This window comes from Agromyces sp. Marseille-P2726 (assembly GCF_902809835.1).
In the GTDB taxonomy this organism is placed as follows: Bacteria; Actinomycetota; Actinomycetes; order Actinomycetales; family Microbacteriaceae; genus Agromyces.
Window position 1 is genome coordinate 268,951 of record NZ_CADDWM010000014.1, and the last position, 21,179, is coordinate 290,129.

The 21,179-nt window shown below is 70.4% G+C and carries 22 protein-coding genes; 8 read left to right on the forward strand and 14 right to left on the reverse strand.

Going from position 1 to position 21,179, the window contains the following annotated elements:
• The first annotated feature begins 16 nt into the window (after positions 1-16).
• The 5 genes from recQ (at position 17) to HUS56_RS10740 (ending at position 5,803) form a co-directional block, all read left to right on the forward strand.
• Entirely contained in the window at positions 17-2,011 is a 1,995-nt protein-coding gene (recQ, locus tag HUS56_RS10720; RefSeq protein ID WP_173923422.1) for a DNA helicase RecQ, read from the forward strand.
• Between the two features lie 69 nt (positions 2,012-2,080).
• Positions 2,081-2,512, forward strand: coding sequence for a hypothetical protein (locus HUS56_RS10725; RefSeq protein WP_173923423.1), 432 nt, complete (start codon positions 2,081-2,083; stop codon positions 2,510-2,512).
• An 84-nt stretch (positions 2,513-2,596) separates the two neighbouring features.
• Entirely contained in the window at positions 2,597-3,010 is a 414-nt protein-coding gene (locus HUS56_RS10730) for a hypothetical protein (protein ID WP_173923424.1), read from the forward strand.
• Positions 3,011-3,061: 51 nt separating this feature from the next.
• Entirely contained in the window at positions 3,062-3,463 is a 402-nt protein-coding gene (locus tag HUS56_RS10735; protein WP_173923425.1) for a hypothetical protein, read from the forward strand.
• Positions 3,464-3,667: 204 nt separating this feature from the next.
• Complete coding sequence (locus HUS56_RS10740; protein ID WP_173923426.1) at positions 3,668-5,803, forward strand: acyl-CoA dehydrogenase; 2,136 nt, start codon at positions 3,668-3,670, stop codon at positions 5,801-5,803.
• A 254-nt stretch (positions 5,804-6,057) separates the two neighbouring features.
• Here the strand turns inward: HUS56_RS10740 and HUS56_RS10745 are convergent, their stop codons facing one another.
• Complete coding sequence (locus tag HUS56_RS10745) at positions 6,058-6,891, reverse strand: ABC transporter permease (RefSeq protein ID WP_173923427.1); 834 nt, start codon at positions 6,889-6,891, stop codon at positions 6,058-6,060.
• Positions 6,888-7,883, reverse strand: a complete 996-nt coding sequence (locus HUS56_RS10750; RefSeq protein ID WP_254431404.1) for an ATP-binding cassette domain-containing protein — start codon at positions 7,881-7,883, stop codon at positions 6,888-6,890. Before HUS56_RS10750 ends, HUS56_RS10745 begins: the two co-directional genes overlap by 4 nt.
• Before the next feature lie 74 nt (positions 7,884-7,957).
• Between HUS56_RS10750 and HUS56_RS10755 the strand changes: the two genes are divergently transcribed.
• Positions 7,958-8,731, forward strand: a complete 774-nt coding sequence (locus tag HUS56_RS10755) for a TetR/AcrR family transcriptional regulator (protein ID WP_173923429.1) — start codon at positions 7,958-7,960, stop codon at positions 8,729-8,731.
• 83 nt (positions 8,732-8,814) lie between these two features.
• Here HUS56_RS10755 and HUS56_RS10760 read toward each other — a convergent pair whose 3' ends face one another.
• Complete coding sequence (locus HUS56_RS10760) at positions 8,815-8,988, reverse strand: HPP family protein (RefSeq protein ID WP_173923430.1); 174 nt, start codon at positions 8,986-8,988, stop codon at positions 8,815-8,817.
• Positions 8,989-9,010: 22 nt separating this feature from the next.
• Positions 9,011-10,021, reverse strand: a complete 1,011-nt coding sequence (locus HUS56_RS10765; RefSeq protein WP_173923431.1) for a malate dehydrogenase — start codon at positions 10,019-10,021, stop codon at positions 9,011-9,013.
• A 115-nt stretch (positions 10,022-10,136) separates the two neighbouring features.
• Between HUS56_RS10765 and HUS56_RS10770 the strand changes: the two genes are divergently transcribed.
• The gene (locus tag HUS56_RS10770) at positions 10,137-11,012 is read left to right on the forward strand and encodes an alpha-1,2-fucosyltransferase (RefSeq protein WP_173923432.1); all 876 of its coding nucleotides are present in this window, start codon (positions 10,137-10,139) and stop codon (positions 11,010-11,012) included.
• Here the strand turns inward: HUS56_RS10770 and HUS56_RS10775 are convergent.
• Together HUS56_RS10775 and HUS56_RS10780 are read right to left on the reverse strand one after the other, a co-directional pair.
• Positions 11,009-11,863, reverse strand: a complete 855-nt coding sequence (locus HUS56_RS10775) for a family 16 glycosylhydrolase (RefSeq protein WP_173923433.1) — start codon at positions 11,861-11,863, stop codon at positions 11,009-11,011. The two genes, HUS56_RS10770 and HUS56_RS10775, sit on opposite strands and share 4 nt — an antisense overlap.
• Positions 11,856-12,551, reverse strand: a complete 696-nt coding sequence (locus HUS56_RS10780; protein ID WP_173923434.1) for a hypothetical protein — start codon at positions 12,549-12,551, stop codon at positions 11,856-11,858. The genes HUS56_RS10775 and HUS56_RS10780 overlap by 8 nt, the downstream gene beginning before the upstream one ends.
• Before the next feature lie 226 nt (positions 12,552-12,777).
• Between HUS56_RS10780 and HUS56_RS10785 the strand changes: the two genes are divergently transcribed.
• Positions 12,778-13,557, forward strand: a complete 780-nt coding sequence (locus HUS56_RS10785; protein ID WP_173923435.1) for a hypothetical protein — start codon at positions 12,778-12,780, stop codon at positions 13,555-13,557.
• On the opposite strand, the gene HUS56_RS10790 is transcribed toward HUS56_RS10785, so the two are convergent.
• The 8 genes from HUS56_RS10790 to HUS56_RS10825 are packed head-to-tail and all read right to left on the reverse strand — an operon-like array spanning position 13,544 to position 21,165.
• Positions 13,544-14,431 carry a hypothetical protein gene (locus tag HUS56_RS10790; protein ID WP_173923436.1) on the reverse strand — a complete coding sequence of 296 codons (888 nt, stop codon included), beginning with the start codon at positions 14,429-14,431 and terminating at the stop codon, positions 13,544-13,546. The two genes, HUS56_RS10785 and HUS56_RS10790, sit on opposite strands and share 14 nt — an antisense overlap.
• A complete protein-coding gene (locus HUS56_RS10795) occupies positions 14,428-15,534 on the reverse strand; it encodes a Gfo/Idh/MocA family protein (protein WP_173923437.1) in 1,107 nt (368 codons plus the stop codon). Before HUS56_RS10795 ends, HUS56_RS10790 begins: the two co-directional genes overlap by 4 nt.
• On the reverse strand, positions 15,531-16,166 hold the full coding sequence (locus tag HUS56_RS10800; RefSeq protein WP_173923438.1) for a glycosyltransferase: 636 nt from the start codon (positions 16,164-16,166) through the stop codon (positions 15,531-15,533). Before HUS56_RS10800 ends, HUS56_RS10795 begins: the two co-directional genes overlap by 4 nt.
• Positions 16,163-16,612 carry a UDP-N-acetylglucosamine--LPS N-acetylglucosamine transferase gene (locus tag HUS56_RS10805; RefSeq protein WP_173923439.1) on the reverse strand — a complete coding sequence of 150 codons (450 nt, stop codon included), beginning with the start codon at positions 16,610-16,612 and terminating at the stop codon, positions 16,163-16,165. Before HUS56_RS10805 ends, HUS56_RS10800 begins: the two co-directional genes overlap by 4 nt.
• A 2-nt stretch (positions 16,613-16,614) precedes the next feature.
• Entirely contained in the window at positions 16,615-17,529 is a 915-nt protein-coding gene (locus tag HUS56_RS10810; RefSeq protein WP_173923440.1) for a glycosyltransferase family 2 protein, read from the reverse strand.
• Between the two features lie 5 nt (positions 17,530-17,534).
• Complete coding sequence (locus HUS56_RS10815; protein WP_173923441.1) at positions 17,535-19,064, reverse strand: lipopolysaccharide biosynthesis protein; 1,530 nt, start codon at positions 19,062-19,064, stop codon at positions 17,535-17,537.
• Positions 19,054-20,424 (reverse strand): O-antigen ligase domain-containing protein, encoded by a 1,371-nt coding sequence (locus HUS56_RS10820; RefSeq protein WP_173923442.1) that lies wholly within the window; start codon positions 20,422-20,424, stop codon positions 19,054-19,056. Before HUS56_RS10820 ends, HUS56_RS10815 begins: the two co-directional genes overlap by 11 nt.
• Positions 20,425-20,427: 3 nt before the next feature.
• On the reverse strand, positions 20,428-21,165 hold the full coding sequence (locus tag HUS56_RS10825) for a CDP-alcohol phosphatidyltransferase family protein (protein WP_173923443.1): 738 nt from the start codon (positions 21,163-21,165) through the stop codon (positions 20,428-20,430).
• Positions 21,166-21,179 lie beyond the last annotated feature (14 nt).

Below are 21,179 nucleotides of genomic sequence, written 5' to 3' on the forward strand. Positions count from 1 at the left end.
TCGTTACACTCGACGGGTGAGCTGGAACCCGGATCTCCACGGCGCCGACGAGGTGCCCTCCGATCCTGAGGCGTTCCCGCCGCCGCCCGACGACGAATGGGCACCGCCGCCCGACGAGTGGGCGCCGCCGGCCGAGGCCCCGGTGCCCCTCGATGCGGCCCCTGCCGAGGTCCGCGCCGCGCCGCGCCGCTTCGCCGGCGCCGACGACGCGCTGCACACCGTCTTCGGGTTCGAGTCGTTCCGGGGCGAGCAGGCCGAGATCATCGCCCACGTCAGCGCCGGTGGCGACGCCGTCGTGCTCGTGCCCACCGGCGGCGGCAAGAGCCTCTGCTACCAGATCCCATCACTGCTCCGAGAGGGCACCGGCGTCGTCGTCTCTCCGCTCGTCGCGCTCATGCACGACCAGGTCGACGCGCTCGTGCGCAACGGCGTGCGCGCCGGCTACCTCAACTCGAGCCAGCAGCCGTTCGAGCGTGCCGAGGTCGAGCGCGCCTACCTCGCCGGCGAGCTCGACCTGCTCTACGTCGCCCCCGAGCGGCTCAACACCGAAGCGACGAAGCGGTTCCTCGAACGTGGGCGCATCGCGCTGTTCGCCATCGACGAGGCGCACTGCGTGGCCCAGTGGGGTCACGACTTCCGGCCCGACTACCTGGCGCTCGCCGAGCTCGCCGAGCGCTGGCCCGAGGTGCCGCGCATCGCGCTCACCGCGACGGCGACCGAGGCGACCCATCGCGAGATCACCGCGCGACTCTCGCTCGACGGCGCTCGCCACTTCGTGTCGAGCTTCGACCGCCCGAACATCCAGTACCGCATCGTGCCGAAGCTCGAGGTGCGCTCGCAGCTGCTCGACTTCGTTCGAACCGAGGGCAGGGATGCCGCGGGCAACCCGGTCTCGGGCATCGTCTACGCCCTCTCGCGAGCGAGCACCGAGAAGCTCGCGGCGTTCCTGACCGCGAACGGCGTGAACGCGCTGCCCTACCACGCGGGTCTCGATGCCGGCACGCGCCGCCTTACCCAAGAGCAGTTCCTCCGTGAAGACGGCGTCGTCGTGGTCGCGACGATCGCGTTCGGCATGGGCATCGACAAGCCCGACGTGCGGTTCGTCGCGCACGTCGACCTGCCGAAGTCGGTCGAGGGCTACTACCAAGAGACCGGCCGCGCCGGTCGCGACGGCGAACCCGCCACCGCGTGGCTCGCCTACGGCCTGCAAGACGTGGTGCAGCAGCGCCGCATGATCGACGAGAGCCCGGGCGACCTCGCCCACCGTCGTCGCCTGAGCCAGCACCTCGACGCGATGCTCGCCCTGTGCGAGACCGTGCAGTGCCGCCGCCAGAACCTGCTCGCGTACTTCGGCGAGGCGAGCGAGCCGTGCGGCAACTGCGACACGTGCCTCGAACCCCCGGCCGCGTGGGATGGCACGGTCCCGGCGCAGAAGCTCATGTCGACCATCGTTCGGCTGCAGCGCGAGCGTCGACAGCGGTTCGGCGCGGGCCACCTCATCGACATCCTCCGCGGCAAGCAGACGCCGCGCGTGCAGCAGTACGGCCACGACTCGCTCGCCACCTGGAGCATCGGCGGCGATCTCAGCGAGCAGCAGTGGCGCGGGGTCGTGCGCCAGCTCCTCGCGCAGGGCCTGCTCGCCACGCACGGCGAATACGGCACCCTGGTCGTGACGGATGCCGCGGCCGACGTGCTCTCGGGCCGCCGCACGGTCATGCTCCGCACCGAACCCGAGCGGGCCCCCCGCGCTCGCGGCGCGAGGCCGGCGCCCGCGGCATCCGACCTCGAACCGATGCAGGCCGAGCTCTTCGAGGCGTTGCGCGCATGGCGCGCCGGCGAGGCGCGCGAGCAGGGTGTTCCGGCCTACATCGTCTTCGGCGACGCCACGCTGCGCGCCGTCGCGGTCGCACGGCCAGAGACCCTCACCGACCTGAACGGCATCACGGGCATCGGCGCCAAGAAGCTCGAGGCGTACGGCGACGCGCTCCTCGCGGTGGTCGCGAGCGCCTGAGGCTAAGATCAGCGCAAGCGCGGCCCGGCGAGGCATCCGTGCACCACCCACTGCGTCGTAGGGAGTGTCATGTCAGAGCAGTTCGGACCCCGGCGACCGCTCGGCGTCACCATCGTCGCTGCGCTGGCGTTCATCTCGGGCGCCTTCGACATCATCGGCGGCCTGCTGCTGCTTCCCCTCCAGGGCGACGCCGCCGTGGCCGACCGGTTCGGCGGAGCGGCGATGGTCGTGACGATGGCCGTGATCTCGACGCTGGTCGGCATCCTCACGCTCGTCGTCGCGTTCGGCCTCCTGGGCGGCAACCCCGTCGCGCGCATCGCGGCGACGATCCTGCAGGCGCTGTCGCTCGCGATGTCGATCTGGGTCGGCATCACGCAGCCGACGACGCTGGCCACCGAGATCCCGAGCGCGCTGCTCGCGGTCGCGATCGTGATCCTGCTCTGGACGAGCGACGCGACCCGGTACTTCCGTGGGCTGGCTCCCGACGAGCCGACGAGCTGACGCTCTCGCCGCGGCATCCGTCACCGCGCTAGCATCAGCGCAGGGCGTCGCCCGCCGCGGCGCCGAGCGAATGGGGTGCGCATCATGGCTGAAGCAGTGGCTCGACCCGTCGGCGTGTCGATCGTCGCGGTGCTGGCGCTCATCTCGGGGGTCGTCGACATCATCAACGGCGTCCTCGTGCTGCTGGGCGGCGAGGATGCGGAGGCCGGGCTCGGTGGGTCGGGCGGTGTGCTCGCCCACTCGATCGGCTCCATGGTGCTCGGCCTTGTCGTCGTGGTGCTCGCGCTCGGCCTCTGGACCGGCTGGGGACTCGCACGCATGATCGTCACCGTGCTGCAGGCGCTGTCGCTCATCCATTCCCTGTTCCTCGCGGTCGCGTACCTCGGGAACCCGGTTGGCGAATGGGCGAGCGTGCTCCTGTCGGCGGTCGTTCTGATCCTGCTCTGGACGCGACCGGCGAGCTCCTATTTCCGCAGCAGTCAGGCCGCCGCGCACTAGCATCGCAGCAGGCGCACCGTGTCCTGGCGGTGCCCGATCAAGGGAGTGGTCGTGGCCGGTTCGATCGATCGACCTGGGGGAGTCACCCTCGTCGCCGTGCTGACCTGGATCTCGGGCCTGCTCGACATCGTCAGCGGCAGCCTCCTGCTGTTCCAGACGAGCGTCAGCGCGACCGTCGAGCAGTTCGGCGGCGAGAGCCAGTTGATCGCGTCGGCACTGCTCACGATCCTCATCGGCGTGGTCGTCATCGTCGTCGCCGTCGGGCTGCTTCGGGGCAACAACGCCTCTCGCATCCTCATCACGATCTTCGAGATGCTCTCGATCATCGGCTCGGTGTTCCTCGCGATCGCGTATCCGGCCGGCGCCATCGCCGAGTACTTCAGCATCGCGGTCGCGGTGATCGTGCTCTTCCTGCTCTGGACGCGTCGGGCGAGCGCGTTCTTCCGCGGTTGAGCGTCATGACACCGAGCGGATGCCGCGGCATCCGCTTGTCGATATCGCAATGCCCGGCTGAGGTCGCCTTGTAGGGTCTGAACAGGCGCCGCCGAGACCCCGCCGAGGCTGTTTGTGGGCGTCGCACGCCTCATTTCCAGGGCCGTCGGGCCCGTCCTACGTTGGAATGAGCCCAATCCACCTGACGAAGGACGTGTACTCACGATGGTCGACACGGCATCCCGCACCACCTCCGAAACCTCCAGCGATCACGCCGCCACCGTGCCCGCAACGCCGTCGCACGACACCGACGCCACGCCGATCCCCGGCGCACCGGCCGCTGCCGCACCCCGGGCTCCGAAGGTCGACGTCGAGGCGCTCGGACGCCAGCTGCTCGGCACCTGGGCCGACCTGCGCCTCGCCGCACGGGAGCGCGCAGCCCACCCCGACCTCCAGCGCATCGAGGGCCAGTCGATGGCCGAGCACCGCGACCGCGTACTGAAGCAGCTGCACATCCTCGTCGAGCAGGGCGCGGTGCACCGCGCGTTCCCGAAGGAGCTCGGCGGCGAGGCCGACCACGGCGGCAACATCGCCGCCTTCGAAGAGCTCGTGATCGCCGACCCGAGCCTGCAGATCAAGTCGGGCGTGCAGTGGGGGCTCTTCGGTGCGGCCGTGCTGCACCTGGGCACCGAGGACCACCACAGGCGCTTCCTGCCCGACATCATGTCGCTCAAGGTGCCCGGCGCGTTCGCGATGACCGAGACCGGGCACGGGTCGGATGTCGCGGCGATCGGCACGACCGCGACCTACGACGAGTCCACGCAGGAGTTCGTGATCGACACGCCGTTCCGCGGCGCGTGGAAGGACTACCTCGGGAACGCCGCACTGCACGGTACGGCCGCGGTCGTGTTCGCCCAGCTCATCACCAAGGGCGTGAACCACGGCGTGCACGCGTTCTACGTGCCGATCCGCGACGAGAACGGCGAGTTCCTGCCCGGGGTCGGCGGCGAGGACGACGGTCTCAAGGGCGGGCTCAACGGCATCGACAACGGGCGCCTCCACTTCACGAACGTGCGCGTTCCGCGCCAGGACCTGTTGAACCGCTACGGATCGGTCGCCGAGGACGGCACCTACTCGAGCCCGATCTCGAGCCCCGGCCGCCGCTTCTTCACGATGCTCGGCACGCTGGTGCAGGGCCGCGTCTCGCTCGACGGCGCGTCGACGACAGCGGCCGCGATGGCACTCGCCATCGCCATCACCTACGGCAACCAGCGCCGGCAGTTCAACGCGGCGAGCGACGTCGACGAAGAGGTGCTCCTCGACTACCAGCGGCACCAGCGCCGCCTGCTCCCGAAGCTCGCGACGACGTACGCGCAGTTCTTCGCACACGACGAGTTCCTCCTGAAGTTCGACGCCGTGTTCTCGGGCAAGGCCGACACCGACGACGACCGTCAAGACCTCGAGACGATGGCCGCGGCACTCAAGCCGCTGTCGACCTGGCACGCCCTCGACACCCTGCAGGAGGCACGCGAGGCGACCGGTGGCGCCGGCTTCCTCGCCGAGAACCGCATCGTCGGCCTCCGACAGGACCTCGACATCTACGCGACCTTCGAGGGCGACAACAACGTGCTGCTCCAGCTCGTCGCAAAGCGCCTGCTGACCGACTTCTCGAAGCAGTTCGCCAAGGCGGATGCCGGCGCGCTCGCGCGCTACGTCGTCGCACAGACCGCCGAGCGCGCGTACCACGGCACCGGCCTGCGCCGCCTCGCCCAGACGATCGCCGACTTCGGCTCGACCGCTCGCTCGGTCACCGAGCTCCGCGACGAGGAGACCCAGCGCGAGCTGCTCACCGACCGCGTCGAGACCATGATCTCCGAGATCGCCGGACGCCTGCGCGACGCGCGCAAGCTACCCAAGGCGGAGGCGGCGGCTGCGTTCAACCGCAACCAGAACGAGCTCATCGAGGCGGCCCGTGCGCACGGCGAGCTGCTGCAATGGGAGGCGTTCACGCGCGGCCTCGAGCGCACGACCGATCCCGGCACCAAGCAGGTGCTCACCTGGGTGCGCGACCTCTTCGGACTCGGCCTCATCGAGAAGCACCTCGCGTGGTACCTGATGCACGGGCGCCTGTCGCCGCAGCGCGCGCAGGCCGTGACCGCCTACATCGACCGCCTGCTCGAGCGACTGCGCCCGCACGCCCAGGATCTCGTCGATGCGTTCGGCTTCAAGCCCGAGCATCTGCGCGCGAAGATCGCGTCGGGCGCCGAGCTCGAGCGGCAGGAGGAGGCGCGTGCGTACTACGCGGCACAGCGGGCCGCCGGTACGCTCCCCGTTCCCGAGAAGTCCGCGAAGCAGCGGTAACTCCCATTGGTCGAGTAGCGCCCGCGGCGGCGGCTCTGTTGGTCGAGTAGCGCCCGCCGGAGGCGGCTCTGGTGGTCGAGTAGCGCCCGCCGGAGGCGGCCGCGTATCGAGACCCGGTCCCCCGATCTCGAGACGCGTCGGCGCTTCGCGCCGGCGCTCCTCGATCAGCAGAGGGGTCGGCGCTTCGCGACGGCGCTCCTCGATCAGCAGAGGGGTCGGCGCTTCGCGCCGGCGCTCCTCGATCAGCAGAGGCGTCAGCGGCGCAGCCGCCGGTACGCGCCGGCCGCCAGCGGCAGGAACACGAGGGTGATGGCGAGCGGCCAGACGGATGCCGCGAGCACCGCGTTCTCGGCGAGCCACCCGCTCGTCGCTCCCGTCGGGTTGCCGAAGAGGACTCGAGCGGCCGTCGCCGTGGCCGACACGGGGTTCCACTCGGCGATCGCGCCGAGCCAACCGGGCATCGTCTCGGCCGACACGAACACGGTCGAGAGGAACCCGATCGGCCACACGAGCACCTGCACCGCGGTGACGGCGCCCGAGCCGCGGAGCCGCAGCCCGAGGAAGATGCCGAGCCAGAGCAGGGCGAAGCGGAGCCAGAGCAACAGGACGACGCCCAACGCGATCTCGGCCGGCCCGGTGGTCGGGCGCCATCCGATCACGAGTCCCCCGAGCATGAGCACCGCGAGGCTCAACGCCGAACTGGCGAGGTCGGCGAGGGCACGACCGAGGGCGACGGACGCGCTCGAGATCGGGAGCGACCGGAATCGGTCGGTGATGCCGCGCCCGGCGTCCTCCGCCATCGCCGTCATCGTGGACTCGAGTCCGAAGAGCATCGTCAGCGCGAACATGCCCGGAAGCAGGAACTGCAGGTAGTCGCCCCCGCCGGGCAGCGCGATCGCTCCCCCGAAGAGGAACCCGAACATCAGCACCAGCATGAAGTTGAAGGCGAGCCCGAAGATGATGCCCCACGGCTCGCGCACCCAGTGCAGCACATCACGTCGGGCGATGAGCGCCCCCTCGCGAAGCGCGTTCGGGCGGTGACCGCGGCGCACGGGTGCGCCGCGGAGCGTGCTCGTGGTCGTGGTCATCGTGGCTCCAGTCGGGGTTCGGCGGACGTGGCGGGGCCGGTGAGGTGCAGGAACACCTCGTCGAGCGTGGGTCGGCGCAGCACGAGGTCGTCGAAGGCGATGCCGTCTGCGTCCAACGCTCGGACGATCGGCGCGAGCGTCGCCGCGCCGTTCGCGACCTCGACGGTGACGGTGCGAGTGTCGAGGTCGACGGATGCCTCCGCCCCCGCCGCTCGCGCCATGGACGCGGCTGCGGCATCCGCTCGCCCCGCGTCGGCGACCACCACCTGCACGCGGTCGCCACCGAGCCGCGCCTTGAGCTCGTCGGGCGTGCCCTCGGCGATGACCCGGCCGTGATCCATCACCGAGATGCGGTCGGCGAGCTGGTCGGCCTCGTCGAGGTATTGCGTCGTGAGCAGCACCGTCGTGCCCGCGGCGGCGATGTCGCGCACGGCCTGCCAGACGGTGGCGCGTCCGCGGGGATCCAGGCCCGTCGTGGGCTCGTCGAGGAACAGCACGGCCGGCGTCAGCACCAGGCTCGCGGCGATGTCGAGGCGGCGGCGCATGCCGCCGGAGAACCCCGAGACGGCTCGGTCCGCGGCATCCGTCAGGTCGAACGCGTCGAGCAGTTCGGCGCTGCGCTCGTGAGCGTGCGTCTTCGAGAGCCCGCTGAGCCGGCCGAAGAGCACGAGGTTCTGGCGCGCGGTGAGCGCCTCGTCGACCGCGTGGAACTGGCCGACGAGGCCGATGCGTTCGCGGACCGCGGCAGGGTCGCGCCGTACGTCGATGCCGTCGATCGCTGCGGTGCCCTCGTCGAGATCGGTGAGGGTGGTGAAGCAGCGCACGGCGGTGGTCTTGCCGGCGCCGTTCGGGCCGAGCAGGCCGTGCACGGTGGCCGACTCGACGACGAGGTCGAATCCGTCGAGCGCGGTCGTCGTGCCGTAGCGCTTGGCGAGGCCGGCGCCGCGCAGCGCCGGTGGTCGAGGTGCGGTGGAGCCCATGGCTGTGTTCATCGTCCACTTTCAGCGTACATCGTACGGGATTATTCTCGAACCGTACACCATACGGAGAATGTAGGCTAGCCCCCATGTCGACCGAATCGACCGGCCTCGGCGAACCCGACCGCACCCTGCACCTGCTGTGGCGGGAGCGGCTCGGTGAACCGGTGGGCTCCCGCGGCCCGAAGCAGCGCGCGAGCGTCGACGCCGTGGTCGACGCCGCCATCGCGATCGCCGATGAGGAGGGCATGGAGGCGCTCTCGATGCGCCGCATCGCAGAGCGGCTCGGGATGAAGCCGATGTCGGTCTACACCTACGTTCCGGGCAAGGCCGAGCTCATCGACCTCATGGTCGACCGGTCGGCGGGCGAGCAACCGCTGCCCGAGCCCGCCGGATCCCTACGTGAGCGGCTCGAGCAGATCGCCAGGCTCACGTGGAACGAGTTCCTGCGGCATCCGTGGCTGCTCTCGATCGATACGAGTCGCCCGCCGCTCGGGCCCAACGTGTCCGACCGCTGGGAGTGGAGCCTGAGGATGATCGAGGGACTCGGGCTCAGCGACCTCGACATGGACCAGATCATCACGCTCGTCACCGGGTTCGTGTCGGGGCCTGCCCGCGCGTACATCGACGCAGAACGCCTGCATCGCACGACCGACGAGACCGACGAGGAGTGGTGGGAGCGGAACGCGCCGATCCTCGACCAGATCATGGAGCCCGAACGGTACCCGATCTCGGGCCGCGTCGGGCAGGCCGCCGGCGAGGAGTACGGCGCGCCCTCCGACCCCGAGCGCGCCTTCGAATTCGGCCTCGCGCGCGTCATCGACGGAATCGAGGCGTACGTCGCATCCGCTTCGTCCCCCTGAAGCAGGCGCCACGCCGTACCCGCAGCGAGAACAGGCGCGACGGGCCTGGTTCGGCTCCGTGAGCCTGTTCTGACGACCGTGGACTATTCGGCCGGCGGCTTCATGAGTGCACCCGCGGCCAGCCCGACCGCGAGCCCGGCTGCGAGCCAGAGCCAGAAGCCGGTCCAGAGGCTGATGCCCACGCCGACGATCACGCCGACTGCGAGCCCGACGATGAGCTGCTTGCGGCGTGCCGGGGTCATCGGTTCGCGAGCCATCCGTCCAGACTAGTCGCGCGTTTCAGAGCACTCCGAGAGCCCGGACCGCCTCGCGCTCGTCGATGAGCTCGGCAACGGATGCCTCGATCCGCTGCCGGGCGAAGTCGTCGAGCTCGAGGCCCTGCACCACGCGCCAGGCGCCATCGACGGATTCGACCGGGAACGATGAGATGAGGCCCTCGGGTACCCCGTACGATCCGTCGGAGACGAGCGCGGCGCTCGTCCACCCGCGGGACGTGCCGTGCCCCCAGTCGCGCACATGGTCGATGGTGGCGCTCGCCGCCGAGGCGACCGACGAGGAGCCGCGCCCCTCGATGATCTCGGCGCCGCGCTTGGCCCCCCGGGGGATGAACTCCTCGGTGAGCCAGGTGCGCGCGGCCTCAGCCCCGCCGAGCCGCTCGGCGAGCAGTTCGGGCACCCGGCGCTCGCCGGCGGTCGCATGCGCGACGTCGGGGAACTGGGTCGCGGAGTGATTGCCCCAGATCGTCAGGTTCCGGATGTCGCTGACGGGCGTGCCGAGCACCGGTGCCAGCTGGCCGAGCGCTCGGTTGTGGTCGAGTCGGGTCAGCGCCGAGAAGCGCTCGGGCGGCACGTCGGGAGCGTGCGCGGCCGCGATGAGCGCGTTCGTGTTGGCCGGGTTCCCGACGACGGTGACTCGGATGTCGTCGGCCGCCTCGGCGTTGATCGCCGCGCCCTGCGGCCCGAAGATGCCGGCGTTCGCCCCGAGGAGGTCGCCCCGTTCCATGCCCGCCGTGCGGGCACGGGCTCCGACGAGGAGCGCGTGGTTCGCTCCGCGGAACGCGGCCGCCGCATCGTCGAAGACCTCGACCCGGGCCAGGAGGGGGAAGGCGGAGTCCTGCAGCTCGAGCGCCGCGCCCTCGGCCGCGCGCAGGCCCTGGGGGATCTCGAGCAGGTTGAGTCGCATCGGCGTCTCGGGACCGAGCATGGCGCCCGACGCGATTCGGAACAACAGGGCGTACCCGATCTGCCCTCCGGCTCCGGTGATGGTGATCGTGACCGGTGCGGCGCTCATGAGGCGAGCCTACGCCGAGCCGCGGACTCGCGGCATCCGCGCCCTCGGCACGGCCGACGAACCGTCGGTCCGCGTGCGAACGAGTATGCTCGGGGCACCGACGGTGGGAGGTCGGATGGTCTGGCGCATCCGCACCGGTGAGATCGTGCTCAGCCTGCAGGGGGGCGTCGGCAACCAGCTGTTCGAGTGGGCGTTCGGGGCCGCGCTGCGTGCGAGCGGCCGTCGCGTGCTGTTCGACGCCGTTCGATGCCGCGGCGACCGGCCGCTCATGATCGGGCCGCTCCTGCCCGCCCGCGAGCGGCTCGCCGCACCCGTGGGTCTCGCGCTGGCCGGCGCGACGAAGGCGGGGCTGCTGTCGGACCGATCACGGCCCCGACTCGTGCGGCAGCGTCGTTCGGGGTACGACCCGTCGGTGCTCGAGCGGCTCGGCGGCACCTCGTACCTGCTCGGGTACTTCCAGTCGCCGCGGTATTTCGCGGACATCGAGCCCGAGGTGCGCGCGACGGTGCGCGATCTCCTCGACGGGATGCTCTCGCCGCAGGGACGGCGTCTCGCCGACGAGCTCCGTGCTGACCCAGATCGGGTCGCGGTGCACGTGCGCCGCGGCGATTACGTGAGCGATCCCGGGGCGGCCGCGCGACACGGCGCGCTCGGCGCGGGCTACTACGACCGCGCGCTCGAACGCGTCTCCGCGCTGGGCCGCACCCGCCGCGTCTGGTTCAGCGACGACCTCGACTGGGTGCGCGAGCACCTCGCGCAGGACGGCGACGTGCTGTGCCCAGCCGACGCCACCCGGCAGGATGGCGGCGAGATCGCGCTGATCGCGTCGTGTTCGACGCGCATCATCGCGAACAGCAGCTTCAGCTGGTGGGGCGGATGGCTCGGGGCACCGAGCTCCCCGACGCATCCGGTGATCGCACCGTCGACGTGGTTCGCCGACGGGCACAGCGATGCGGGAGAACTGGTGCCCCGAGACTGGGTTCGGCTCTAGCCCTGGTAGCTCCAGATCCGCACGTAGTCGACCTGGTAGTCGAGCGGCTGGGTCCAGTCCTTGTGGTTCGGGTCGGGCAGACCCCAGTACTGGGCGGACGGGCCGACGTGCAGGTTCAGGCGCACGTGCAGCGGGCTGCCGAAGTAGTCCTTGTTCCAGAGGTTCGGATGCGTCGCCGGGGTTGCCCGGGCCACTTCCTTGTCGTCCACGATGATGGCGGCGTAGGTCGGCGTGAACTCGAACGCGTACGTGTGGAAGTCCTGCCACGGCGCGGTGTCGTTCGCGAACTCGGTGTGCGTCCAGGCGTACTTCTCGTTGCCCGAACCGGAGGTCTGCGTGTGCACGGTCGTCGTCGCCGTGTCGATGCGCTGGCCGCCCGGTGCGGGACCATCGTTGTAGCCCCACGCCTCCATGATGTCGATCTCACCCGACTGGCTGTTGCGCAGCCAGAATGCGGCGAGCGAGCCGTACGTCTTCGGGCCGGTCGGCGTCTTGGCGCGGATCTCCCAGCGGCCGTACTGCTGGCTGTACGACATGTCGTCGCCGCCCAGCGAGCGCTGGTCCATGTAGCCGGTCTTGTGCGTCAGCGTCGGAGAGGCGCCCGCCTGCCCGGCCGGGCGGGAGATCGGCGTGTCGAGCCACTCGCCCTTCAGGTGCGCGATGCCGTTCTCGTCGACCGAAACCTGCTCGCGAGTTGGCACGGCCACGTCCTGCAGCAGGCCGAGGTCCGACCGGTCTCGCACGTTCCACTTCGCGGGATCGATGGCCGGCTGGCCGGTCGCCGAGTCGACGTAGTCGAACTCGTCACGCCAAGCGGGTGCGCCCCAGCCCGAGACGACGCCGTCATCCACGCCGGGCTCCGGAGTGGGCGTGGGCGTGGGAGTGGGGGTCGGCGCGGGCTCCGGCGCGGGCCGAGACGACGCCGTCATCCACGCCCACTCCGGAGCCCGGCGTGGATGACGGCGTCGTCTCGGGCGTCGACGGGGCGTTCGCAGTCAGCTCCGCGTCGAAGGTCACGTTGTGGGTGGCTCGCCAGTTCGACTGCACCTGCGCGGCGATCACGTTCTCACCGACGCGAAGCTGCGAGGCTGGCACGGTCACCTCGAACGACGCGGAACGTGCCGTGCTGCTCTGCGGGGCCGCCGTCGCGTAGCTCGTGTGCTTGATCTCTCCGGTCGGCATGTTGCGGCGCACGACCTCGGCGCCGTTGACGTAGGCGACGAGGCCGTCGTCGGCCCACGTCGTCAGCGTCATGCCGGCGGCCGGCACCTCGGAGAGGGTGAACGTCTTGGTGAAGTAGGTCGCCAGCGGGCGGGTCCTGAAGTCGTTGTTCACCTTGGTGCCGAGTGAGCCGGTACCGATGCCGAAGCCGAGGGGCGCGGTGCCGGTGCGCCATCCGTTGTCGCCGTCGCGCCAGTCGGCGGCCGGCGCGGACGTGCCGCGATAGTACGACCAGTCGCCGCTTCCGAAGGCGACCTCGCCGGAATCGGTTCCGGTGGTCGACGCGATGGCGCCTGCGGCGATGGGGGAGAGTGCCATGGCCGATGCGAGGGCTCCGGCGACGATCAGGCGGGATCGGGTGGTTCCGGCGGGGGTTTCCCTGTGCTTCGCGTGTCGCAAGTATTGCTCAACTATCTCGATTCGGTAACGAACAGCGCCCCACTTTACGTGACGGTTCCGGGAAGGACAAAATCCGCGCCGTATCCGTCGGCGGGCATATGCTGGGCACATTCCGACGGTGTCGACCGGTCGGAGAAGCAGCTGCGTGGAGGGAGCTGCGATGCTCGAAGACGTGTACCGCAGCATCGCTCGCCAGTGGCGGGTGCTCGTCGTGGTGGCATCCCTCGTCGCGGTCGCAGCCACCGTGCTCGGCCTCATCTGGCCCGACCGGTACACCGCGACGGCCTCCGTCACGGTCGAGGCGATCCCCGCGGCCGACGGGTCGACGCCCGACGTCAACATGGAGACGCAGCGGCTCATCGCGCGGTCGACCGAGGTGCTCTCCATCGCGGTCGACGAGATCGAGGACACGTCCGTCTCGGGCCTCCGGAGCCAGTTGGAGGTGACGATCCCTCGAGGCTCGCAGGTACTCGAGTTCCGCGTGACCACCGGCGACGCGGAGCGCTCCGCCGAGCTCGCGAACACCATCGCCACGGCGTACCTCGACCAGCGGACGGCCGCCGCGCAGCGACGCATCTCGGAGGCATCCGACGCGCTGGCGTCGACCGCCGAGGAGCTTCGCGCGCAGCTCGCGGCCCTGGAACCCGAGAATCCGCTGAGACTCTCCCTCGAGGGTCAGGTCCGCGCCCTCGACACCCAGCGTGCGGTGCTCATCGCGACCTCGATCAACGCGGGCTCCCTCATCGATCCGGCGACGCCCCCCGAGGATTCCAACACCCCGGGCCTGTACGTCTTCGTCGGCGCTGGCATCTTCCTCGGGCTGTTCGTCGGGGCCTTCGTCGCCCTCATCTGGGACCGCGTGAAGGAAAGCCGCCGGCCCCGTGCGGCGCGGGGCGACGCCGAGAAGCGCGTCACCGAGGGCTGAGGACTTCCGCTCCCCAGAGCTCCTCGGCGATCTCCACCGTCGCACGGATGTGCTGCGGCGTGGATGCGCCGAACACCACGGAACGGATCTGCGGGCGCTCGCGCACCCACGTCAGCGCCTCACGTGGCGGAATGGCACCCGACGCGAACACCGACATCGCCACCGGCCGGAACTCGCGCGTCGCGAGCACGTCGTCGTACGCATGCATGCCGCCCGATACCCGGAATGCCAGCTTGTTCATGTTCGAGCACACGATGGGGTCGTCGATCCCAGCCCGCTCGAGCGCGTCGACCGCCATCGGCAGGTTCATCGTGATGAACCCCGGCTCCGCGCCGTACCGCGACCGCACATGCTCGGCGAAGATCGAGAACGCGGCATCGAACCGCAGGCCGAGGAGCAGGTCGACCACGATGTTCTGGAGGAACACCACGGGCGTCGCCAGGCCGTGGAACATCTTCATCTCGGCGTCCACGAGGAGCGTGATGAGCCCTTCGATGTCCTTGCCCGCGAGCGACCTTCCGCCGCGGAGCGCCGCGTTCATGAATCCTTCGTCGGGCAGGAAGCTCCGAAGCGCGCCCATCATGCCGAGTTCGGTGACGGCGTTCGCATACTTGTGGGCGTACGGCATGCACGGCAGGAAGGCGAACCCGGGGTAGTCGGCGGGATGCTCGCGGACGTGGTCGCAGACCTCCCCGATCCGCTCGTGCGTCGTGCACATGAACGAGCGCACACCGGCCTCGACGGCGTCGTCGATGACCTCGATGATCGCCGAGGTGTCCTGGAAGCGGAGCGCGCTCGCGTGCGCCCGCTCCTCCGACATGTGGTTGACGCCGAAGAACTGGTTGTCGCCGAGCAGGAGCCGGTCGAGCGTCATCGGGTCCTCCTTCGCGCTCGGGTGAAGAGTCGACGGTCGGGGCGAGCGGCTGGGGCCGCCACGTGACGGGGTTCGTCGGTCGACGGCCCGCGCGCGAACCGCTCGATGAGGCGATCGGTTGCGGCGGCGCTGGCGAAATCGTTGACCGGTTCGAGCGCGGGCGAGCCGGTCTTGGCCGCTGCGACCGATCGCACGAAGTGGTCGATCTGCGCGCTGTACTCCTCGCCGCGCAGGTAGTACCACACCGACGGCGTGAGCGTCGTCGTGTTGATGCTGTTCCACCCGACCCGGTACCCGTCGGGCACCTCGGCGGTGTCGCGGAAGTAGATCTCGCACTCCTGCCGATCGGCGATGATCTTGCCGCGTTCGCCCCAGAGCGTCATCTTCGTCGACATCTTGCGGTACGACTCGTCGGACCAGTTCACCGAGAGCTGGGCGCTGGCATCGTCGGCGTACCGCAGCGTTCCGTAGACCTCGTCGTCCGCCTCAGCCGAGAAGTCGCGCCCGAGCACGGTGCCGGTCACCGTCTCGGGTTCGCCCAGGTACCAGCACAGGAGGTCGAGGGGGTGCGCCGCGTAGTCGTAGAGGGCGCCACCGCCCGCGGTCTTCCTGCTCCGCCACGTCTCGCCCTTGGGGCGCAGCACGACCGGCCCGTACGCCTCCGCGAGGACATGGCTCACGCGTCCGATCGCGTGCAGGTCGAGCAGGCGCTTCACCTCCCGGAACGTGCCGACGAACCGGTTGTGGTAGCCGACCTGCGTGACCAGGCGCGCGTCGGTCGCGGCATCCGCCAGCATGGCCGACTCGGCCGCCGTCAACGTGAGCGGCTTCTCGCAGAACACGTGGATGCCGCGGTCGAGCGCGTCGCGGACCAGTACGACGTGCGACGCCGACGGCGTGGCGATGAGCACCGCGTCGGGGTGCTGGTCGAACAGGTCGGCCGAGTCGCTGAACTTGCGGAGGCCCGTGTACTTCTCGAGCACGTCGAGCAGGTACCCCATGGAATCGCAGACGCCGACGACCTCGACATCGGGATGCGCCCCGAGGATCGCCAGGTGGGAGAGCCCCATCTTGCCCGCACCGATGACTCCGACCCTGATCACAGCGACCCCCTGACTGCAGACGACGATGTCACCGAGTGCCCCCATCGAGGGGGCGTCTGCGTGCCCCGCGACGGTTGCTGCAGGATCACCCGGATCGAACGCGCCATCCGGCGCACTCGCGCTCGCGCTGCGAGACGCGACGGCGGCGTCGCGAGCACCGCGGTCGCGGCGGCGATGCCCGGCGTCGGCGGCGGCGTCAGCGCATGGGTCGCCACGCGGCCGTCGAGCATCGCGTCGAGGTAGCCCCACAGCCGTTCTCTCGAGGTCGCCCGGTGCACCGCCCCGAGTTGCTCGGCCCGGTCGGTGAAGATGAGCTGGTGCTCGTCGACCACCTCCTCGTGCACCGGAACGCGCGGCACCACGACGGGCACGCGCCCGATCGCACGCATGTCCATCACCCCGCCGGCCCCGCCCTGAAGCACCACGGCGTCGGCGGCGCGGCACAGCTCGAGGAGCTCGTGGTACGGGAGCACGTCGTGGTTCTCGGCGCCCGGAACGGGCCTGCCGGGGCCGTGCTGCACGATCACGCGCACGTCGGCGTGGGCGCCGACCCACGGTTCCATCCAGGCTCCCAGTCGATCGAACGGGAGGTGGTAGCTTCCCGCGCTGACGACCACCAGTTGCTCGCTCACAACACCACTCCGATCACGTCGGCGTCGGGATAGACCTCGCGCAGCGACTCCCACTGCACGAGGAATCGGTCGGCGAAGGGGTAGACGAGGCGTCCGCTGAGCGACGCGGTCGTGATTCGGTCGACGGGTTCGAGGAAGACCGTGGTCGCCCCGTACCGGTGCGCCTGCATGAAGAACGGCAGCGCGATCGCCGCGCCGGTGCTGAACACCAGGTCGGGACGCGTGTCGGCGAGCACGCGACGCGCGAGCCCGAAGTTCCGCACGAGGTTCGGCAGGTTCCGCACCGTCGGGTAGTGCGCTTCGACGACGTGCTCGCCGACGAGCCGCGACCGCGCGTCCTCGGTGGGCAGCGTCACCCAGGTGCGGTCATGCGCCCCCCACCACGCTCGGAGCGAGAGTGCCTGGGTGAGGTGGCCACCCGACGAGCAGACGATGAGCACCCGCATGGTCAGATCCCCTTCCCGAACCGGGCCGCGACCCGCGTGACCTGTCGCGGGGTGACGAGCCTCGCCGCGATGAGCAGGGCGAGGTAGGACTTCACCTGGGTCGGAGAGTGTCGCAGGGAGCGGCGGGCCCATCGGGCGCCGTCCCTCTGGCGTGCCGCTGACGCGCGTGCGAACGCGATCTGCGACTCGATCCGTGCGATGGCGCGGTCGCTGCGGCCGAAGGCGGGATGCTTCGCGAGCAGGTACTCGAGGGCGTCCGCGTAGTCGTTCCAGCGTCCGAAGAAGTACGACTGCCCCTGCCAGGTCACGCGCACGAACGGTCGGTCGACGACGTGGACGGCACCGAGCTCCGACGTGCGCAGGAGGATGTCGTAGTCCTCTCCGTAGCTGCGCGGCAGCTCCTCGTCGATGAGGCCGATCTCGTCGAGCAGCGCCGAACGCCGGAACAGGAAGCTCGAGGAGTGCAGTCCGGCGAGGCGGTCGTGCAGGAGCATGTCGTGCGTGACCCAGTCGGAGCCGACGAGGCGTTCATGCTCACGGGTGCCGTCGTCGACGACCATCGCGGTCCCCACCAGCGCGGCCTCGGGGTTCGACCTGATCGCCCCGACCTGGGTCGCGAGCTTGCCGGGCAACCAGACGTCGTCGTCGTCGAGGAAGGCGACGAGCTCGTGGCGTGCCGCGAGGATGCCCGTGTTCCTGGCGCCGGCGAGCCCCCGGCTGCGCTCGTTGACGACGCCGCGAAGGGCGCGCCGGGCTCGGAGGTCGACGGCGGGCAGCACGGGCTCGCAGGCGTCGAACACCACGACGACCTCCACGTCGCCGGCGTACTCCTGGTCGAGGATGCTCTGCACCGCGCGCCGCATCAGCTCGGGTCGCTCGTGCGTCGGCACGACCGCGGTCACGGGTGGCAACGACATGGTGCTCACCCCGCCTGCATCGATCGATCGACCAGCCTGCGAAGGCCGGGCGCCTCCCGCCACAGTGACTCGATGCCGAGCCGCCTCCGAAGCACCCAGAGCACGGCGGCGTACACGAGCCCGACGCCGATCACCCCGCCGATGAGGGCGCTGGCGGACGTGCCGAACGCCAGCCGGGCGACGCCGAGGCCGACCCCGAAGACGATCACCGGCACGGCCATCGCGGGGACGAGGGGCCTCAGGTAGGGGCCCACGCGCATCCGTCGGTGGACCTGCCAGGCGGCGATCGCCGTGTCGAGCAGGACGATGACCGCCCAGGTCACGGCGGCGCCCATGATCCCGAGCACGGGCACGAGCAGCAGGTTGAACGCGACGCTCGCGGCGAGCACCACCGACTTGTTGCCGACCTGCCAGCTGCTGTGGCCGCCCTGGAGGATGATGCTCTGGAGCATGCCGGCGCTCGACGCGACCATCATCGCGCCCGCGAGGATGACGAGTGGCGCTGCACCCGACTCGAAGCCGGGTCCGAACAGCCCGAGGATCGCCGGGCCCATGATCGCGAGCGTGAGGTAGAACGGCCAGCTGATGAGGATCATCGCCCGGGTCACCGACGTGTGCAATGCTCGGGTCGCCGACGACTCGCCGCGGGCGAGCAGTCGTGAGATCGTCGGCGTCACCGCGATGCGCATCGAGTGATCGACCACCTGACCCGCACGCACGGTACGGGTCACGATCGCATACACGCCGGCCTCGGCGGGCGAGGTCAGTGCCGCGACGATGAGCACGTCCGACCACTCGAGCAGGATCTCGAGCGACCCGCCGACTGCTCGCGCGGAGCTGAATGCCCAGAACCGGCGAGTCGCCACGGGAAGCGTCTCGAGTGCGTCGGCGCGCCGCCGCCAGTCCTGCACGAACGGACGCGCCAGCAGGGCGACGGCCACGACCAGCCAGACCGGAATGGCCCAGAGCCACGCCGCGAAGCTGCTGTAGGCCGAGCCGATGGCGAGCACCGCGAGGACGACGGCCCCCAGACGGGCGATCGGATAGGCGATCGCGTGCGCCGCGGTGTAGGTGACGATGCCATCCAGCATGCGGGAGGACATCTGGAGGACCGCGAGCACCGCTCCCGCGGGGATGAAGGGCGCCATGAGCCGCAGGTACCCCTCGAACTGTTCGCTCCCGCCGGGGGCCACGAGCCACCCGGCGAGCCATGGGGCCGACCACCACAGCACGGCGGCGACGAGCGTCGACAGCACTGCGACGGGTACCGCGGCGATGAGGATCGTACGCCACGCCTCACCCCGGCGCCCGAACGCGTGCTGCTCGGACACGGTCCGCACGATCCCGCTGTTCGTTCCGAGGCGCAGCACCTGGCTCGCGATGGTGAAGACGCCGACCGCCTGGAAGAACAGGCCGGTGCCGTAGGTCCCGAGGGCGTTGCCCACGACGAGTGCGACGGCGAAGGCGGCGGCCGCGGCGACGACCGAGCCGACGAGGCCGAGCAGGCCGCTCTGCGCCAGGCGTTCAGTTCGCATGCGCGCCTCCCCTCAGCGGGTCTCGCCGCCAGAGCGTCGACGACGGGAGGTACCGCTCGCGCAGCAGGAGGCCGAGGATGAGGCAGATGGCGAGCAGGTGGCGATCGAGTCCGTAGAAGACCGCCACGACACAGGAGCTCACGACCGCGGCATGCAGCCACAGCGCGATCGTGTTGGGGGCGGCAGCCGTGCGGATCACGCCCCCGATGAGGAACCACGCGAACAGCGCGAGCCCCACGAATCCGAAGCAGAACATCGTGTTCCAGAGCGTGCCCTGGGTGCCGACGGTGATCTCGCTCGTGAGCGACGGCCGCGGTGAGCCGAACCCGAGGATCGGCGATTCGAGCGTGCGCGCGAACGTCTCGTCGTAGAGCAGGCTGCGCCCGGTCGTGGTGTCCGCGACCTCCTGTCGGGCGACGATCGCCTCGACCGCGCCCGAGGCGGAGAGCAGGAACACGACTCCCGAGCTCAGGATGCCCACCACTACGAAGGCGACCCACCGCCCCCGCAGCAGGAGCCGCACCGAGACATACGCGACGCCGATGATCAGTCCGAGGAACAGACCCCGGTTGCTCGATGCCACGGCCGGCGGCACCGCGAGTCCCGCCATGGCCAGGAACCAGCCGAAGGCGTTGACCGTGCCGCGTTCCAGCGCCGCGGCGATCGCAGCGGGAGTCAGGATGACGAGCGAGGCGCCCCACCCGTTCGCATAGGGGAACGGCGCCGACGGCCGCACGAACGGCTCCTCGGCGCCCCAGGGATCCTGCACCTCCGAGAACCCGGGGAACACGAGGTCCTTCACGTACTCGTTCTCGAGCACGGATGCCGGGAGCACGCGCCCGATCGTCAGGGTGAGTTCTCCGTCGGGCCAGATCATGCCGAGGTAGCCGCAGACGATGATGAACCCCCACGTGAAGCTCAGGGCGGTCAGGACGCGTCGGACCGACAGCGACCGTGGCGCATTGAGGAGGTAGACCAACGCGATGGCGATGCCCGCGAACTGCGTGAACCGCATGCCGAAGCCGACGACCCGGCCGAGCGAGTCGAGCATGAGCGCGCAGGGGAGCATCCACACGACGAAGGCGAGCCATGGGATCGTGCCGGGCACGATCGACACACGGCCGCGCTGGATCAGATACGCCACCATCGGCACCGACATGATCTGCAGGTAGAACGGCAGCAATCCGAACGCCCACCACGCGGGCATGCCCCAGAGCAGCACGAGCACCGGCCACGCCGGGAGCTCCTTCCGCGCGGCAGGCCCCGTCGACGTCGGGGGTCGTCGCGAGGTCGCGAGGGCCGGCGACGGAGGAACCGACGTCTCCGACATCGGCACCGCGACTCGGGTGGCGGTCGACACGCGTCACTCCCGATGGGCCGCGACCGCGACCTTCGAGCGGGCGAGCCCACGGTACTTGCGCCCCATCGAGAGCACGGCGACCGCGGCCGTGATCACGAGCAGCGCCACGTACGCCGAGAGGAACACCGCAGGCCAGGCGGCCGTGAGCACGATGAGGTAGAGCACGCCGACGTCATAGGGGAGCTTGGCGAACGACACCCAGACCGGGGCATCCGTCGACCCATCGGATGCCCCGGGTGCGAGCTTCTCGGCCAGGGTCTGCGCGAAGAACCAGGCCGATGCGAGCACCGAGAACGCCACGCCGATGCCCGCGAGCGCGAGCGATCCGGTCTCCCGCAGCAGGTACACCGTCACGGCGACGTGGAACAGCGGGAGGCGGAACGCGTCGATCACGTGGTCGAGCCACTCGCCCGCGACCGACCCGCCGCCCGTCAGCCTCGCGAGCTGCCCATCGGCCGAATCGAGCGCATATCCCGCCAGCAGCAGCACGCTCGCCGCGATCGCGGAGACGACGGATGCCTCGACGGCTGCGAGCACCACCATTCCGGCGAGGGACAGCAGCATGCTCACCGCCGTGACCTGGTTCGGGCTCCACCGTGCCACGTAGGCGACCGCTGCCGCACGGCGACCGAGCCCGCGGTTCACCCACCGGAGATAGGCGGGCACGCCCGCCCCGGGCTTCTGAGCCGCCGTCAGGCGCTCGAGGGCCTCCGGGTAGCTCCGGCGTTCGTCAGTCGCCATCTGTCCATCCCCCT

Excerpts from the sequence above, each read along its gene's own strand:
- HUS56_RS10725 (WP_173923423.1), top strand. The coding sequence starts at position 2,081 with ATGTCAGAGCAGTTCGGACCCCGGCGACCGCTCGGCGTCACCATCGTC.
- HUS56_RS10730 (WP_173923424.1), top strand. The coding sequence starts at position 2,597 with ATGGCTGAAGCAGTGGCTCGACCCGTCGGCGTGTCGATCGTCGCGGTG.
- HUS56_RS10740 (WP_173923426.1), top strand. The coding sequence starts at position 3,668 with ATGGTCGACACGGCATCCCGCACCACCTCCGAAACCTCCAGCGATCAC.
- HUS56_RS10745 (WP_173923427.1), bottom strand. The coding sequence starts at position 6,891 with ATGACCACGACCACGAGCACGCTCCGCGGCGCACCCGTGCGCCGCGGT.
- HUS56_RS10750 (WP_254431404.1), bottom strand. The coding sequence starts at position 7,883 with ATGAACACAGCCATGGGCTCCACCGCACCTCGACCACCGGCGCTGCGC.
- HUS56_RS10755 (WP_173923429.1), top strand. The coding sequence starts at position 7,958 with ATGTCGACCGAATCGACCGGCCTCGGCGAACCCGACCGCACCCTGCAC.
- HUS56_RS10760 (WP_173923430.1), bottom strand. The coding sequence starts at position 8,988 with ATGGCTCGCGAACCGATGACCCCGGCACGCCGCAAGCAGCTCATCGTC.
- HUS56_RS10765 (WP_173923431.1), bottom strand. The coding sequence starts at position 10,021 with ATGAGCGCCGCACCGGTCACGATCACCATCACCGGAGCCGGAGGGCAG.
- HUS56_RS10770 (WP_173923432.1), top strand. The coding sequence starts at position 10,137 with ATGGTCTGGCGCATCCGCACCGGTGAGATCGTGCTCAGCCTGCAGGGG.
- HUS56_RS10780 (WP_173923434.1), bottom strand. The coding sequence starts at position 12,551 with ATGGCACTCTCCCCCATCGCCGCAGGCGCCATCGCGTCGACCACCGGA.
- HUS56_RS10790 (WP_173923436.1), bottom strand. The coding sequence starts at position 14,431 with ATGACGCTCGACCGGCTCCTGCTCGGCGACAACCAGTTCTTCGGCGTC.
- HUS56_RS10805 (WP_173923439.1), bottom strand. The coding sequence starts at position 16,612 with ATGCGGGTGCTCATCGTCTGCTCGTCGGGTGGCCACCTCACCCAGGCA.
- HUS56_RS10810 (WP_173923440.1), bottom strand. The coding sequence starts at position 17,529 with ATGTCGTTGCCACCCGTGACCGCGGTCGTGCCGACGCACGAGCGACCC.
- HUS56_RS10815 (WP_173923441.1), bottom strand. The coding sequence starts at position 19,064 with ATGCGAACTGAACGCCTGGCGCAGAGCGGCCTGCTCGGCCTCGTCGGC.
- HUS56_RS10825 (WP_173923443.1), bottom strand. The coding sequence starts at position 21,165 with ATGGCGACTGACGAACGCCGGAGCTACCCGGAGGCCCTCGAGCGCCTG.